15 protein-coding genes are annotated in these 15700 nt (G+C 72.9%); 8 read left to right on the top strand and 7 right to left on the bottom strand.

Annotation, left to right across the window (positions count from 1 at the left end):
- Nucleotide 1: 1 nt before the first annotated feature.
- Both IE272_RS18200 and IE272_RS18205 read left to right on the top strand, forming a co-directional pair.
- Nucleotides 2-1330 (top strand): type ISP restriction/modification enzyme, encoded by a 1329-nt coding sequence (locus IE272_RS18200; RefSeq protein ID WP_190007276.1) that lies wholly within the window; start codon nt 2-4, stop codon nt 1328-1330.
- Between the two features lie 70 nt (nt 1331-1400).
- Entirely contained in the window at nt 1401-2597 is a 1197-nt protein-coding gene (locus IE272_RS18205) for a CaiB/BaiF CoA transferase family protein (protein ID WP_073960232.1), read from the top strand.
- Nucleotides 2598-2641: 44 nt separating this feature from the next.
- On the opposite strand, the gene IE272_RS18210 is transcribed toward IE272_RS18205, so the two are convergent.
- Together IE272_RS18210 and IE272_RS18215 are read right to left on the bottom strand one after the other, a co-directional pair.
- On the bottom strand, nt 2642-2905 hold the full coding sequence (locus tag IE272_RS18210) for a hypothetical protein (protein WP_003970092.1): 264 nt from the start codon (nt 2903-2905) through the stop codon (nt 2642-2644).
- Nucleotides 2906-3171: 266 nt separating this feature from the next.
- Entirely contained in the window at nt 3172-3975 is an 804-nt protein-coding gene (locus tag IE272_RS18215; protein WP_050359547.1) for an SGNH/GDSL hydrolase family protein, read from the bottom strand.
- Nucleotides 3976-4211: 236 nt separating this feature from the next.
- On the opposite strand from IE272_RS18215, the gene IE272_RS18220 reads away from it, so the two are divergent.
- Nucleotides 4212-5306, top strand: coding sequence for a DUF5925 domain-containing protein (locus IE272_RS18220; RefSeq protein ID WP_057661789.1), 1095 nt, complete (start codon nt 4212-4214; stop codon nt 5304-5306).
- Nucleotides 5307-5329: 23 nt separating this feature from the next.
- Here IE272_RS18220 and IE272_RS18225 read toward each other — a convergent pair whose 3' ends face one another.
- Nucleotides 5330-5704, bottom strand: coding sequence for a GntR family transcriptional regulator (locus IE272_RS18225; RefSeq protein WP_047175890.1), 375 nt, complete (start codon nt 5702-5704; stop codon nt 5330-5332).
- A 70-nt stretch (nt 5705-5774) separates the two neighbouring features.
- On the opposite strand from IE272_RS18225, the gene IE272_RS18230 reads away from it, so the two are divergent.
- Nucleotides 5775-6692 carry a GNAT family N-acetyltransferase gene (locus IE272_RS18230; RefSeq protein ID WP_050359549.1) on the top strand — a complete coding sequence of 306 codons (918 nt, stop codon included), beginning with the start codon at nt 5775-5777 and terminating at the stop codon, nt 6690-6692.
- Nucleotides 6676-7185 carry a ribonuclease FAU-1 family protein gene (locus IE272_RS18235; RefSeq protein WP_050359550.1) on the top strand — a complete coding sequence of 170 codons (510 nt, stop codon included), beginning with the start codon at nt 6676-6678 and terminating at the stop codon, nt 7183-7185. Before IE272_RS18230 ends, IE272_RS18235 begins: the two co-directional genes overlap by 17 nt.
- A 43-nt stretch (nt 7186-7228) precedes the next feature.
- Here the strand turns inward: IE272_RS18235 and IE272_RS18240 are convergent, their stop codons facing one another.
- Genes IE272_RS18240 through IE272_RS18255 form a run of 4 tightly spaced genes read right to left on the bottom strand, consistent with a single transcriptional unit; the run spans nt 7229 to nt 11836 of the window.
- Nucleotides 7229-8722 (bottom strand): trifunctional class I SAM-dependent methyltransferase/NUDIX hydrolase/VOC family protein, encoded by a 1494-nt coding sequence (locus tag IE272_RS18240; RefSeq protein ID WP_190007277.1) that lies wholly within the window; start codon nt 8720-8722, stop codon nt 7229-7231.
- A 13-nt stretch (nt 8723-8735) separates the two neighbouring features.
- Nucleotides 8736-10265 carry a tripartite tricarboxylate transporter permease gene (locus IE272_RS18245; protein WP_050359551.1) on the bottom strand — a complete coding sequence of 510 codons (1530 nt, stop codon included), beginning with the start codon at nt 10263-10265 and terminating at the stop codon, nt 8736-8738.
- A gap of 3 nt (nt 10266-10268) precedes the next feature.
- Complete coding sequence (locus IE272_RS18250) at nt 10269-10856, bottom strand: tripartite tricarboxylate transporter TctB family protein (protein ID WP_190007278.1); 588 nt, start codon at nt 10854-10856, stop codon at nt 10269-10271.
- A complete protein-coding gene (locus tag IE272_RS18255; RefSeq protein WP_050359553.1) occupies nt 10853-11836 on the bottom strand; it encodes a Bug family tripartite tricarboxylate transporter substrate binding protein in 984 nt (327 codons plus the stop codon). The genes IE272_RS18250 and IE272_RS18255 overlap by 4 nt, the downstream gene beginning before the upstream one ends.
- Before the next feature lie 148 nt (nt 11837-11984).
- On the opposite strand from IE272_RS18255, the gene IE272_RS18260 reads away from it, so the two are divergent.
- The 3 genes from IE272_RS18260 to htpG all read left to right on the top strand — a co-directional run bounded on the left by IE272_RS18260 (nt 11985) and on the right by htpG (nt 15600).
- Complete coding sequence (locus tag IE272_RS18260; protein ID WP_228925059.1) at nt 11985-12638, top strand: response regulator; 654 nt, start codon at nt 11985-11987, stop codon at nt 12636-12638.
- Nucleotides 12639-12904: 266 nt separating this feature from the next.
- A complete protein-coding gene (locus IE272_RS18265; RefSeq protein ID WP_050359555.1) occupies nt 12905-13555 on the top strand; it encodes a hypothetical protein in 651 nt (216 codons plus the stop codon).
- Between the two features lie 128 nt (nt 13556-13683).
- A complete protein-coding gene (gene htpG / locus IE272_RS18270) occupies nt 13684-15600 on the top strand; it encodes a molecular chaperone HtpG (protein WP_190007279.1) in 1917 nt (638 codons plus the stop codon).
- Nucleotides 15601-15700 lie beyond the last annotated feature (100 nt).

A 15700-nucleotide genomic window follows, 5' to 3' on the forward strand; every position in this document is an offset into this window, starting at 1 on the left:
GGTGCCAGCGCACGGGACAGCGGCGGCCGACGGCGACGAGAAAGCCCCTTCCTCGCCTCCGGGGACGCCCGAACCGCCGGACGGACTCCCGTCGCCGGACGGGCTCCTGTCGCTGGACGAGCTGATGCCGTGGTCCGTACGGCCGCTCCGGACCGGCCGCGCCTGGGTGAGCGGCCCCGACCCCGTGGCACTCCGGGCCCGTTGGGAACGGCTGGCCGCCGCCGGCCCCGCCGAGCAGGAACGGCTGTTCGCGCCCACCCGTTCCCGTACGCCGCACACCTCGGTCGCGGCCCTGCCCGGCCGGTCCGCCGGAACGGGCCGCTTCGCCCGGACCCCGGGCCCCTGCCCCGACCCCGTACGGATCCTGCACGGCCCCTACGACGAACAGTGGCTGCTCCCCGACCACCGGCTGATCGACGCGGCCCGTCCGGAGCTGTGGCGGGTCGCCGACGGGCGGCAGCTCTTCGTGGTCGAGCACAGCGCCGCACCCGGGGATTCCGGGCCGGCCCTGTCCGTGACCACGCTGCTGCCCGACGGGCACTCCCCCGCCGGGCGGCCCGGCCGGATCAGGCCGCTCTACCGCAGGCCCGGCGGCGCGGAACCCAACCTGGCTCCGGGACTCCCGGACCTGCTGCGCGAGCGGCTCGGCGGCGCGGCGGAGCCGGACGCGTTCACCCCGGAGGCGGTGCTGGCCTGGGTCCTGGCCGCCGCCCGGCCCTCCGCCACCGGCCCCCGGGTCCCGTTGCCGGCCGACGCGGAGGTGTGGTCGTCGGGGGTGGCGCTCGGCCGGGAGCTGATGCGGCTCCAGTTGCGCGGGTCCCGGGGCGGGGAGCGGCCCCGCCTGCCGGGCGGGCGCAGGCCCTATGTGCGGGCGGCCCTCCCGGCCCGTCCCACGGAGCTGGTCCATGACGCCGGGGACGAGGCGCTGATCGTCGGCGACGGCCGGATCTCTCCGGTGCCCGCGCCGGCCTGGGAGTTCACGGTGGGCGGGGTGCGGGTGCTGGAGCTCTGGTTCGGGCGCCGGGCCGCGGCGGCGACGGGCCGGGCGCCCGACGGGGCCGCCCCGGACGGGCTGGACGCGGTCGGTGCGCGCGGCTGGCCCCGGGAGTGGACCTCGGAGCTGCTCGAACTCATCACCGTACTGGCCCTGCTGGACGGCACGGCGGGGGCCCGGCAGGAGTTGCGGGCGGCGCTGGGGACGGGCCCGCTGATCGGGCCGGCCGAGCTGCGGGCGGCCGGGGTGCTGCCGGTGCCGTCCTCGGCCCGGCGTCCCGCATCGGTTCTGGGGCACCAGGAGGAGGGCCCGGAGGGGCAGTTCGCGCTGCTGTAGCGGCGGGCCGGGGAGTCCGCGGGGCGGGCGGAGGTGGCAGAAGCACCGGTCAGGGGGTAAGCACGGGGTCATGAACACATTGCCACTCCCCCTCGACGGCATCACCGTGGTGGCCGTCGAGCAGGCGGTCGCCGCCCCCTTCGCCACCCGGCAGCTCGCCGACCTCGGAGCCAGGGTCATCAAGGTGGAGCGCCCGGACGGCGGCGACTTCGCGCGCGGCTACGACACGGCGGCGCGCGGTCTCGCCTCGCACTTCGTCTGGTGCAACCGCGGCAAGGAGTCCCTCGCCGTCGATCTGAAGGATCCGCGCGGCCTCGCGGTGGTCCGTGAACTCGTCGCCGGGGCCGATGTGTTCGTCCAGAACCTGGCCCAGGGGGCGGCGGCCCGGCTCGGCCTCGACGCCGCCTCGCTCTGCGCGGCGCACCCGCGCCTGGTGGCGGTCGACATCTCCGGTTACGGCGCGGACGGACCGTACGCGCACAAACGGGCCTACGACATGCTCGTGCAGTGCGAGGCCGGCCTGGTCTCGGTGACGGGGACGGCGGACCGGCCGGTGAAGGCGGGCATTCCCGCGGCGGACATCGCGGCGGCGATGTACGCGTTCTCCGGGGTGCTCGCGGCGCTGCTGCGGCGGGCGAACACCGGGCGGGGCGGCCCGGTGGAGGTCTCCATGCTGGACGCGCTGGCCGAGTGGATGGGCCACCCGCTGCACCAGGGGACGCACGGCTCCGCTCCCCCGGCGCGCACCGGCCTCGCGCACTCGGTGATCGCCCCGTACGACGCCTACGCGACGGCCGACGGTGAGCAGGTGCTGCTCTCCGTGCAGAACGACCGGGAGTGGCGGCGGCTGGCGGAACAGGTGCTGGGGCGGCCCGAGTTGGCCGACGACCCGGACTTCGCGACGAACGCGGCGCGTACCGCGAACCGGGAGCGGACCGATGAGGCGGTGGGCCGCGGGCTGGCGGGTCTGACGGGGCGGGAGGCGCTGGCCGGTCTCGAGGCGGCGGGCATCGCCTGTGCCCGGCTGAACACGGTGGCCGATGTGGCGGCGCATCCGCAGCTCGCGGCACGGGACCGGTGGCGGGAGGTGGGGACACCGGTGGGGCCGTTGCGGGCGCTGCTGCCGCCGATCACGCTGCCGGGGAGCGAGGAGGCACGGATGGGTGCCGTACCGGCGCTGGGTGAGCACACCGATGCGCTGCTGCGAGCCCTGGGGATGACGGACGAGCAGACATCGGTGCTGCGCCGGGACGGAGTGATCGTCTGAACCGTCCCGAGCGGCGGGCCGGTCCTGACGGGCGATGCCGTGGGTCAGCGGCGGCTGCCGAAGAGCGAGCGCCGCAGTCGCCGCAGCGGCGCGAAGAGCGACACGCGTGCGCTCCTGCTCCGGCGGGTGTGCGCGGCATCACGCGAGGTCAGCTCACGCATCAGCAGGGTCGCTTCCGCCGACTCGCGCTGCGGGACGACAGGGCCGCCGAGCACCGCGAGATGGCGGTCGAGGCGCGTACTGGTCGCACCGCTCCCGCATGTGATGGCAGGCACACGCGGCCTGCTTCGCACCGTTATCTGTTCCATGTCACTCCCCACCCGTACGAGGGCACCCGGTCCGGGCAGGTTAACCCTATCGTCCCGCGGTGACACCCGTGTATCCCGGCCACAGGATTACGCACACACATACGGAGGTTGACGCCTCGTTACCGAATCCGCGCGATTCCAGGGCGACTTCGGGCAGTTCGGGTGGTTCGCGCGGTTCGGGGGCCCTGCCCGGCCGTCCCCCTGCGCATGCCGCGTGGGGGGACGGCGGGCGGCGGAACGCTTCGTGCGGAGCGCCGGGCCTCCGGTCAGAGAGCGGAGTTGAGGACGGGAAGATAGCCGCCCGACTGTCCGGCGGCGGTGGGGTGGTAGGACTCGCCGATATTGAGCCAGTTCACGCTGTGCAACCAGGCGTTGCCCGAGCAGATCTCGTGCCCGGTGAAGGTCGGCCTGACGTCGCCGAAGGTGAAGCCGTGGTCCGCCGCCCGCTTGGCGGTGGCCGTGTTGAGGTGGTCGGACGCCCCGTTGATGGCGGCGCGCTCCTTCTCGCTCAGGCCGGCGAGGCAGCCGCCGCCGAGCTGGTAGAAGCGGGGGTAGCCGAGGACGACGACCTGCGCGGAGGGGGCCTTGGAGCGGATGGCCGTGTACACGGAGTCGAGCCTGCCGGGCAGGGTGGAGTCGACGTAGGCGCGGGCGGTGGCGACGCGGTTGAGACAGGTGGCCTCGGACTGCAGGACACAGGTCGTCATGACGTCGGCGAAGCCCGCGTCGTTGCCGCCGATGGAGATCGAGACGAGGTCGGTCGAGGCGTTCAGCCGGCCGAGCTGACCGCCCGTGACGTCTCCGGTCCGGGCGCCGGAGCAGGCGGCGAAGTCGAACGAGGAGGGGGAGTTGGCGGCTGCCCAGAGGGCGGGGTAGGCGCGGCTGCTGCGCTTGCAGCTGGAGCCGTCGTAGCTGCCGGCTCCGACGCCGGAGGAGTACGAGTCGCCGAGGGCGACGTAGTCGACGGCCGCGACCGACGAGTCGGCGTTCGCGACCCCGGCACCGGTGAGGGCGAGGGCGGCGCCGAGCAGGAGCGAGGACGAGAACGCCACGAGTCTGGACATTTTCATGGGACCTCCTTGAGCAGGGGATATCTGCCTACTCCGTAGTAGCAGCACCCACACCGCACCGGAAGTGTTCATGCCAAAAATAGAAGTGGTGTGCTTCCGTCCGCCCCCGGTCGTTCAACGGACGCTCCTTGACGCCCCGCTGTCGCCCCGTCGGTTGCCGGGCGCACCGCTTTCCCGGCACGCGAGCCCGCGAAACCCGGGTGCACGGGGGCACCCCGTGCCGGATCATGGGCGCCATGCCCGACTCCCCCGAATCCGCTCTGCCGATCCGGCTCACCGTCGACGACAGCGATTCACCGTCCGATGTCGTCGACGCGCTCTTCCTCGGCCGCTTCGCGACGGGCGAGCAGCCGTACGCGCACAGCTCCTCCCTCGACCGGGTCAAGGCCGGGGCGACGCTGCTGCCTCCGGACGCCACGGTGCTGCGGGCCGCCCGCGACGACGACCGCAGCGCGACGCTCGCCGAGGGCGAGGGCTGGACCCTGCTGGCATCCCGGTGGAACCGGGGCGCGGACGTCACCGTCACCGCGACCAGCGAGGAACTGGCGGAGAAGATCCTCGGCCAGGCCGTCGAGGGGGCGCAGGACGAGCCGGAGCCCCAGCCCGACAACGTGACCATGGGCTTCTGGTACGTCTCCCCGCGCCGCGGCCCGTACCGCACCACCCGCCGGATCACCGCCGGCAGTTGGGACGAGGTCCGCCCCAACTACACCGCGCCGGTGGCCGACGCGATGGACCGGCTGATGAAGGTGACGCCGGACGACATCGCGGGCCGACTGCTCCTGCTGCACGGCCCGCCCGGCACCGGCAAGACGTCCGCGCTGCGCACCCTGGCCCGTTCCTGGCGCGACTGGTGCCAGGTCGACTGCGTGCTGGATCCCGAGCGGCTCTTCAACGACGTCGGCTATCTGATGGACATCGCGATCGGCGAGGACGACGGCACGGCGAAGGGGCGGTGGCGGCTGCTGCTCCTGGAGGACTGCGACGAGCTGATCCGCGGCGAGGCCAAGCACACGGCGGGCCAGGCCCTGTCCCGGCTGCTGAACCTGACGGACGGTCTGCTGGGCCAGGGCCGCAACGTGCTGGTGGGGGTCACCACCAATGAGGACCTGGAGCGGCTGCACCCGGCGGTCGTGCGGCCCGGCCGCTGTCTGGCCAGGATCGAGGTCGGCCCGTTGACCCGTCAGGAGTCGGTGGCCTGGCTGGGCACGGACGAAGGGGTGAGCCGGGAGGGCAACTCCCTCGCCGAGCTGTACGCGCTGCGCCGGGGCTTCGGCCCCGCCTCGGTGCCGAAGCAGGACGCGGGCGCGGACGCCGGGCTGTATCTCTGACCCCGGGTGTTACGGGTGGGACGTCAGTCCCCGTACGCCGCGCGCACCGCGTCCTTCGCCAGCGACAGGGCCTGCTGCCGGGTGAGGCCCAGCCGCTCGGCCGTCTCGGCGTACACCTGTGCGGCGGTCGCCGCCCGCTGTTCGGCCGCTCCCCCGGCGGCCGCGACGAAGGTGCCGTTACGGCCCCGGGTCTCGATGACCCCGTCCGCCTCCAGGGCCCGGTAGGCCTTGGCGACGGTGTTGGCGGCGAGCCCCAGCTCCTCGGCGAAGCCGCGTACGGTCGGGAGCCGGTGGCCGACGGGCAAGGCACCGGAACGGGCCAGTTCGGAGAGCTGGGTGCGCAGTTGCTCGTACGGCGCGATGCCGGAGTCCGGGTCGAGGACGATCTTGTCAGTCACGGGCCGATTCTCCCCTACCGGCGGAAAAAGGGGAGGCGTTCGGGGCGCGGCTGCGCATACGGTCCACCGCATGACTGTGATCGTGCGCGATTTCCGGCCGTCCGACGCGGAGGCGTGGACCCAGGCACGCCGGGCCTCGGTCCCCTGGATGGTGGCCACCCCCGAACAGGTCGTCCACGACCTGGCCCACGCCCATCCGGACCGGCACTACCGGCTGCTGGTCGCCGAGGAGGACGGCGAGATCATCGCCACGGCCCAGGCGGGCATCGCCCACGAGAGCCCGGAGCCGGGACAGGGGTTCTTCACGCCGCAGACGCTCCCCGGCCGCACCAACCGCGGCGCGGGCTCGCTGCTGCTGCGCACGGCGGAGGAGCACCTGGCCGAGGCCGGGGCCACGGTCCTGTACGCGTGGGTCATCGACAACCCGGAGAGCCTGGAGTTCGCCCGTAAGCGGGGCTATCTGCCCAGCCGCTCCGCGCACTTCCAGCACCTCGACCTCGCGGGCGGGACCCTGCCGCCGCGCCGGGAGCTCCCGGCCGGCGTCGAGCTCCGGCCCGGCTCCGACTTCGCCGGCGATCCCCGGCCGCTGTTCGACGCGGACGCCGAGGTCACCGCCGACGAGCCCGGCGACATCACCTCCGAGCTGGACGACTACGAGGACTGGCTGACGAGCGTCTGGCGGCACCCGGCCTTCGACCAGGGGCTCACCTCGGTGGTGCTGGTGGACGGGAAGGTGGCGGCGTTCAGCGCGGCCACCACCGACGGCCTGCGGACGTATCTGAGCGCCATGACCGGCACCCTGCGGGACTTCCGGGGGCGTGGCCTGGCGAAGCTCGCGAAGAACGACTCGCTGCACCGGGCTCGGGCGGCCGGGTACACGGACGCCTACACCTCCAACGACACCGGCAACGGCCCGATGCTGGCCGTCAACCAGTGGTTCGGCTACCAGGTATGCGCGACGGAGGTCCGCCATGTCCGCACCCTCTGAGACCCGCGCGGGCCGTACGAAAGGCCTCGTCGTCGACCTGTCCAAGGCCGGCCGCACCAAGATCAGGTATCCGGCGGAGCTGCTCCGGGACGACGGCGTCCGCGTCACCGTCCGGGCGCCCTGGGCCGCGCCCGGGGTGCGGGACTTCGGCTTCGTCCGGTTCGAGCCGGGAGACGTCTTCACCGAGCACTACTGGCGGGACCGGTGGTTCGCGGTCAAGGAGGTCCGCACCGGCGACGGCGGACTGAAGGGCTGGTACTGCGACATCACCCGGCCGGCCGTGCTCGCGAACGGAGTGCTGGCGGTCGAGGACCTCGACCTGGACCTGTGGGTCTCGGCCGACGGCTCGACGGTCCTGCGGCTGGACGAGGACGAGTTCGCCGGGAGCGGCCTGGCCGGGCGCGATCCGGCGGCGGCCGGGGCGGCGGCAGCGGCCCTGGACGAGCTGGAACGCCTGGCCCGGACGGAAGGGCTGACCGCCCTGCTCGGCTGAACGCCCCGGCGGGCGCGGGGGCCCGTACCAACCGCCGGGCGGTTCAGGGGCGCGGCCGGGAGTCGGCGACGAGCTCCACCTCGTACCCCGCCGGGTCCTCCAGATAGGCGGCGTGATGCCCCTCGCCGCCCGCGTACGGATGGCGGTCGGGGAACAGCAGCCGCCAGCCGTACGCCGGGGCCTCGGCGACCAGGGCGTCGAGGGCGGCCCGGTCACCGACGTGGAACGCCAGGTGGTTGAGCCCGGGACGGCGGCGGTCGTGGCCGCCGGCGGCCAGGTCGGGCGACTGCTCCAGCACGACATACGTATCGCCGCGCCGCCAGCTGCGGCCGTGGGCCCAGTGCTGGTACGGCACATGGCCGAGCCGGCCCAGCAGCCAGCCCCAGCCGCGCTCCGACTCCGCCAGATCCGCCACCCACAGCTCGATGTGGTGCACCCGCCCGGTGGTCTCCTCGGCGGCGGGCAGCGGAACGGCCCGGCGGGCGCCGCCCGGCACATACGCGATCGGCTCCCCGTCCCGGTGCCAGTGGATCATGAAGTGCTCGCCCGCCCGGTATCCGTCCAGGCCCGCCCGGCAGTACGCGACCATGTCGTCCGGCAGGGCGGCCAGCGGGAACCAGTCCAGCTCGGAGCACTTCTCCGGCTCGGCGTTGCGCGGCGGGCGGGACGGGTCGTGCTCCGCGACGAAGAACCAGCCCATGCGCGCACCGCCGCCGGGGCCCCGGTGCTGCATCACGAGGGCCACCCGCAGCTCCTCGGGCTCCAGATCGAGGCCGATCTCCTCGGCGGCCTCCCGGATCATCGCCTCGCGGACGTCCTCGCCGTCCTCCGCGTGGCCGGAGGGCATGTGGAGCAGTCCGTCCGCGTACCCCGTGTCGGAGCGGCGGGCGAGCAGGACGTCGGGGCCGCGGCGCAGGATCAGATGGACGTCGACGACCTCGGTGTGCCGGTGCGGAGGCATCGCGCGGGCGACCAGCGCATAGCGCTCGTCGTCGACCTCTTTGCCCCACAGCCGGGGGTCGGGGGCCAGGTCCTCGTGGTGGATGCGCTCGGTGTGCGCGGAGAGCAGGGCGGTGAGCGCGGTCGCGGACAGGCCCGCGCCGCCCCACACCCCTTCGACCAGCACGAGCCGCCCGCCCGGCTTCAGCAGACCGAACCAGTGCTCCAGGGCCGCCGCCGGATCGGGCAGCAGCCAGACGACGTGCCGGGCCACGACGACGTCGAACACCCGCTCGCCGACCGGGGGGCGGGCGGCGTCCCCGACGATGACCTCGGCGCCGGTCCCGGCGAGCTTGGCACGGGCCCGGTCGGCCATGCGGGGCGAGCGGTCGACGGCGGTGACGCGGTGGCCCTGGCCCGCGGCGAGCAGGGAGAGGCTGCCGGTGCCGCACCCCAGGTCCAGCACATCGGCGCGGGTGCCGGGCAGCCAGCTCTCCAGCCGCCCGGCCCAGGCGTCGCGCACCGCGGGGTCGAGGAGCCCGTGGTCGGGCTCCTCGTCGAAGGATCCGGCAGCCGCGTCCCAGTCGATCGTGGTCATGGAGCCGATGCTCTCAGCCGCCACCGACAGTGCGGGACTCCTCTGCCGTTTTCCGGCCACCGCGCGACCGCAGGACGAGCCGGCTGATCAGCGGCCACGCCACGATCAGCACCACGATCGCGTAGACCGTGACGGAGAACGGGGTGTTGACCAGGCCGGACACGCTCCCGTCGCTGATCTGGAGCGCGCGGCGCAACTGCTGTTCGGCGGCCGGGCCGAGGATCACCCCGATGACGGCGGGCAGCACCGGCAGTCCGTAGCGCCGCATCCCGAACCCGATCAGCCCGATGATCAGGAGGATCACCAGGTCGAGCGACTCGCCGCCGACCGCGTACGCGCCGACGGCGGCGAAGAAGAGGATGCCCGCGTACAGATAGGGACGCGGGATCCGCAGGAGCTTCGCCCAGACGGGGGCGAGCGGCAGGTTGAGGGCGAGCAGCAGCACCATGCCGACGAAGAGCGAGGCGATGAGACCCCAGACCAGCTCCGGTTCGCGTTCGAACAGAAGGGGGCCCGGCTGGATTCCGTACTGCTGGAAGGCGGCCAGCATCACGGCGGCGACGGCGGTGGTGGGCAGCCCGAGCGTGAGCATCGAGACGAGGGTTCCGGCGGCGGAGGCGGAGGCCGCGGCCTCGGGTCCGGCGACGCCTTCGATGGCCCCCTTGCCGAACTGGTCACGGTGCTTGGAGAGCCGCTTCTCGGTGACGTAACTGAGGAAGGTGGGGATCTCCGCGCCGCCCGCCGGGATCGCCCCGAAGGGGAAGCCGATGACGGGGCCGCGCAGCCAGGGCTTCCAGGTGCGCTTCAGGTCGGCGCGGCCGAGCCACGGTCTGCCGACGGGGATCGGCTTTCCGGTGGAGCGGCGCAGATGGGCGGCGACCCAGAGCGCTTCGCCGATCGCGAAGAGTCCGACCGCGACGATGACCACGTCGACGCCGTCCGCCAGTTGGAGCGATCCGAAGGTCAGGCGCTGCTGGCCGGTCATCTGGTCGAGGCCGACCAGTCCGATGGTGAGGCCGATGAGGAGCGAGGCGATGCCTCGGATGCGGGAGGCGCCGAGGACGGAGGTGACGGCGATGAAGGCCAGCACCATGATGGCGAAGTAGTCGGGCGCTCCGATGCCGATGGCGAGGGAGGCGACGGTCGGGGCGAGGACGACCAGCAGGATCGTGCCGATCATGCCGCCCGCGAAGTGACCGATCGCGGCGGCGGCGAGCGCCTGGGCGCCGCGTCCGCCCTTCGCCATCGGGTTGCCCTCGATCGCGGCGACCACGGCCGCGCTCTCACCGGGGGTGTTGAGGAGGATCGAGGTGGTGGAGCCGCCGAACATCGCGCCGTAGTAGATCCCGGCGAACATGATGAACGCGCCGGTCGGGTCGAGTCCGTACGTCACCGGGAGCAGCAGCGCCACGGCCATCGCCGGGCCGATGCCGGGGAGCACGCCGATCGCGGTGCCGAGCAGGACGCCGATCGCGGCCCACAGCAGGTTCATCGGGGTGAGCGCCGTACCGAAGCCGTCGATGAGGGAGTTGAGGGAATCCATCGGTCAGAGCACCCCCATCAGCGGGCCGCCCGGAAGGGGGACACCGAGCAGGTTGTCGAAGACGAAATAGGTGGCGAGGGAGATGCCGGCCGCGATGAGCGGGTCCCGGCCGTGGTGCCGGCTGCCGAGCGCGTAGGCGGAGCCCCAGAAGAGCAGTGCCCCGGCGATCGGGAAGCCCAGGGGGCCGATCAGGACGGCGGCGCCGAGGAAGACCCCGGTGAGCAGGAGAACGGTGCGCCAGTCGGCCGGTTCGTCGAGGTCGACGTCCTCGCCGCCCTCCGCCTCGCCGCGTCCGCCGCGCAGGACGTCGCCGGCGAGCAGGACGGAGATGAGGAGGAACAGACCGCCGATGACGAAGGGGACCGTGCGGGGGCCGACGGGGCCGCGCTGGGCGATGTCGACGCTCATGGTGAAGGCGTCGGTGAGGACGAGCAGGCCGAGCGCGAACAGCAGGACGCAGACGCCGAGTTCGGAGTGCTCGCGCAGCCAGGAGAGGGCGGTGCCCTCCTCCTGTACGGCTTCGGCGCCGGGCTGTGCTGCGGAGCCGGGCTGTGCTGCGGAGCCGGTGGGTTCGGTGGGTTCGGTGGTCACAGCCCCAGCTCCTTGAGAACGGTGGCGACCCGCTGGTTCTGCTCGTCGAGGAAGTCGCCGAAGGGTTCGCCGATGAGGAGGGCGTCGTCCCAGCCGTTCTTCTTCATCGACTCCTTCCACTGCTTCGAGCCGTGGAGTTCGCGGATCAGGCCGGTGAGCTTGTCGCGTTCGGCCGGTGAGAGGCCGGGCGGGGCGACGATGCCGCGCCAGTTGGTGAACTCGGTGTCGAGTCCGGCTTCGCGCAGGGTGGGGGCGTCGAGGCCCGGCACCCGCTCGGGACCGGTCACGGCGAGCAGCCGCAGCTCGCCCGCCTCGATCTGGTCGCGGTACTCGCCGAGGCCGGAGACCCCGAAGCCGACCTTGTCGCCGAGGATGGAGGCGAGGAGTTCGCCGCCGCCGTCGAACGGGACGTAGTTGACCGTCCTCGGGGCGATGCCGGCCGCCTGCGCCATCAGCATCGGGGCGAGGTGGTCCGGACCGCCGGGCGAGGAACCGCCGCCGACCGGGACGCGGGCCGGGTCCTTCTTCCAGGCGGCGAGCAGGTCGGCGATGGTCCGGTACGGGGAGTCCTTGGAGACGACGACGATGTCCGGCTCCTCGGTGAGCCGGGCGATCGGGGTGGTGTCGGCCAGCGTGCTCGGGGACTTGTTGGTGTGGACGGCTCCGACGACGCCGAGCCCCATGGAGAGCGCGAGCTTGCCGTTGCCGTGTTCGCCGACGAGCCGGGTCAGGCCGACCGTTCCGCCGGCGCCCGGCAGGTTGAACACCTCGATGTTGTGGGTGAGTCCGGCGTCCTCGGCGTTCTTGGCGAGGGTGCGCGCGGTGATGTCGTAGCCGCCGCCGGGAGTGTTGGGGACCATGAAGCGGAGCCCGGGAATCTGGGTGCCGGTGTCGGAACCGTCACCGGTGGACAGCAGGGGTGGCCCCACCACCACCAGCAACGCGGCCCCGAACAGGGCGAGGGGAGTGCGCAGTCGCACAGGTTCCGCCTTTCGCTGTGAAGTGGCCCACATGTTGCCTGCGCGTTAAGAAGCTGTCTCTCTTCCGGTATCAACGGACGTTGTGGTCATTGCGGTCGCCGCTTAGCGTGGCGGCGTGACAACTGTGCTGGTGGTGGACGACGACTTCATGGTCGCGAAACTGCACAGCCGCTATGTGTCCGCTATGGACGGCTTCGCGGTCGTCGGGGTGGCGCACAACGGCGCCGACGCCTTGCGGGCAGCCGAGCGACTGCGCCCCGATCTGGTGCTGTTGGACATCTATCTGCCCGATATGGATGGGATCGGGGTGTTGCGTGCCTTGCGTGCGGCGGAGGAGCGGGACGCCTCGCGCCCCAGCGCGGACGCCCTGTTCATCACGGCGGCCCGGGACGCGGGCGTGATCCGGGCGGCGCTGCGGGCGGGGGCCCTGCACTATCTGATCAAGCCGTTCAGCCGGTCCGCGCTCCAGGAGCAGATGCGCCACGTCGCCTCGCTGCGCACCCGCCTGGACAAGCTGGGCGAGGCCCGCCAGGAGGACGTCGACCAGATCTTCGGCACCCGCCCGCCCGGCTCCCGCGAGCTGCCGAAGGGCCTGGCCGCCCCCACCGCCGACCTGGTGGAGCGCACCCTGCGCGACCACCCCGAGGGCCTGTCGGCATCGGAGTGCGCCGAGGTGGGGGCGCTGTCCCGGGTGAGCGCGCGCCGCTACCTGGAGTACTTCACCGGGACGGGCCGGGCCGAGGTGACCCTGCGCTACGGAGGCACGGGCCGGCCGGAGCGCCGCTACCGCTGGACGGGGTGAGGCGGCGGGGGCGTCGTCCGCGCTCCGCGGTCGGCACGACAACCGCGGCACCGTCCGCACGGCGGCCCCGTCCGCACGGCGGCCCCGTCCGCACGGCGGCCCCGAGCCGGCGCGCCCCCGGCCCGCCGGGCCCTCGTTCCGGCGGGGCGTCCGACGGGTGCGCGGCTGTCGCGGCCCACGCGCCGCCCGCGCCCCGTTGCACCCTGTCGTCCGATGGATGACAATCCCGATGTCATCCAGCTGCTGACACGACGGGGGAGGCGCCCATGAACGCGGCGGACCAGCCGTCCACGGCCAGTACCGGGGCCAACGGCCCGGCGTCCTTCATCGCCGCCGCGGCTGCCCTTGCCGCCATGGGCGACGCGCTGCGCGACGCGGAGCGCGGGACCCCCGACGCCGTGGGCCCCGGGCCCGAACAGGCGCTGGCCTCCCTGATCCTGCTGCGGCAGGTGCGTGAGCATCTCGCGGGCTGGGAGACCGGGTTGATCGAGACCGCCCGGGGCGCGGGCGCCAGTTGGTCCGATCTCGCCCGCCCGCTCGGTGTCGCCAGCCGCCAGGCCGCCGAGCGCCGCTACCTGCGCGGTCGCCCCGGCGCCGCCGGAACCACCGGCGAGCAGCGCGTGACGGCCACCCGCCGGGCACGGGCCGCCGACCGCGCCACCGCCGACTGGGCCCGCGCCAACGCCGCCGACCTGCGCCGGCTCGCCGGGCAGATCACCGCGCTCACCCACCTCGGCCCCGCCGCGCGCTCGGCCCAGGCCGCCCTGCACGCGGCTCTCGGCGCCGCCGACGCCGCCGAACTCATCGCCCCGCTGGGCGGCATCCGCCCCTACCTCGATGCCCGCCACACCGGCCTCGCCCGATCCCTGGACGCCCTCGACGCCCGGGCGCACCACCACGCCGCCGGCGGTGACTGACTCCCACCGCCCGGAGCACACCGTGCGGGCATGCGCCCGGCCACACCGAACCACGCCCGTGCCGGGCAACGGCCCCTCACCGTTCCTTCTCCGAGTCCCTTCATGCCGTTCCACAGAAAGAGGTCCCCATGGGCAGCAACGTCGAGACGCTGGAATTCCAGGCGGAGACACGCCAGTTGCTCCGGCTGGTGATTCACTCGATCTACTCGAACAAGGACATCTTCCTGCGTGAGTTGATCTCCAACGCCTCCGACGCCCTGGACAAACTGCGACTGGAGTCGCTGACCGACTCCAGCCTCGCAACCGCATCGGCCGACCTGCACATCGCCCTGGAGACCGACCCGGAAGCCCGCACCTTGACGGTCCGTGACAACGGGATCGGCATGACCCGCGACGATCTGGTGGAGCTGATCGGCACGATCGCCAAGTCCGGCACCGCGGGCATGCTGGAGAAGATCAAGGAGTCCCAGGACGCCGCCACCGCCGAGAGCCTGATCGGGCAGTTCGGCGTCGGCTTCTACTCCGCCTTCATGGTCGCCGACCGGGTCACCCTGTGCACCCGGCGGGCCGGCACCGACACGGGCACCCGATGGGAGTCCGACGGCGAGGGCACCTACGCCGTCCAGGACGTCGACGGCCTGCCCGTGGGCACCTCGGTCACCCTGCACCTGAAGCCCGCCGACAGCGAGGACGGGCGCGCCGACTACCTGTCCGGGTCGAAGATCCGTCAGATCGTGAAGCAGTACTCGGACTTCATCCGCTGGCCCATCCGCATGGCCGCCGAGCGCACCGGCGACAACGGCGCGACCACCGGCGAGACCGACACGCTCAACTCGATGAAGGCACTGTGGGCCCGGCCTCGCACCGAGGTGACCGAGGACGAGTACAAGGAGTTCTACCAGCAGATCAGCCACGACTGGCTGCCCCCGGCCGAGACGATCCACATGCGCGCCGAAGGCACCTTCGAGTACGAGGCGCTGCTGTTCATCCCCTCGCAGGCGCCCTTCGACCTGTTCTCCCGCGAGACCAGGCCCGGTGTGCAGCTCTACGTCAAGCGGGTGTTCATCATGGACGACTGCGAAGCGCTCATGCCCAACTACCTGCGCTTCGTCAAGGGTGTCGTGGACGCCCATGACCTGTCGCTGAACGTCTCGCGCGAGATCCTCCAGCACGACCGGCAGATTCACGGGGTGCGCCGGCGCCTGGTCAAGAAGGTCCTCGGCGCCCTCAAGGACATGCAGTCCAAGGACGCCGAGCGCTACACCAAGGTGTGGGAGCAGTTCGGCCGGGCCCTGAAGGAAGGGCTGGTCGAGGACATGGACAACACCGAGGCCCTGCTGCAGCTGGTGTCGGTGGCCTCCACCCACGACCCCGACAGGACCACCACACTGCGCGAGTACGTCGAGCGCATGAAGGACGGCCAGGACACCATCTACTACCTGACCGGCGAGAGCCGGGCGATGGTGGAGAACTCCCCGCACATGGAGGCCGTCGCCGCGAACGGCTACGAGGTCCTGATCCTCACCGACCCCGTCGACGAGGTGTGGGTCGACCGCGTCCCGGCCTTCGACGGCCACCCGCTCCAGTCCATCGCCAAGGGCCAGGTCGATCTCGGCGAGCCGGCCGACGGCGAGAAGGAGGCCGACGCCGCCCGGGCGCGGCGCGAGGAGGAGTTCGCCTCCCTGCTGCCCTGGCTGACCGACGCCCTGTCCGAACAGGTCAAGCAGGTCCGCCTGTCATCACGTCTGACCACCTCGGCCGCCTGCATCGTCGGCGACGCCCACGACGTGACGCCGACCCTGGAGAAGATGTACCGGGCGATGGGTCAGCAGATGCCCACCGTCAAGAGGATCCTGGAACTCAACCCCTCGCACCCCCTGGTCGTCGCCCTGCGCACAGCACACGGCGCGAACGCCGACGACCCCGCACTCACGGAGGTGGCCGAGCTGGTCTACGGGAGCGCACTGCTCGCCGAAGGAGGCGACCTGCCCGACCCGGCCCGCTTCACCCGGCTGCTCGCCGACCGCCTGGCACGCACGCTGTAGCGACCGGGTGCGGCCCGGCATCCGATGAACCCGCCCGCGTCGGCGGCCCGTACGGGGCGCCGGCGCGGGCGGCTGCGAGGGGCCGGGCGATGCCGGCTGA

It is taken from the genome of Streptomyces anulatus, assembly GCF_014650675.1.
Taxonomy (GTDB): domain Bacteria; phylum Actinomycetota; class Actinomycetes; order Streptomycetales; family Streptomycetaceae; genus Streptomyces; species Streptomyces anulatus.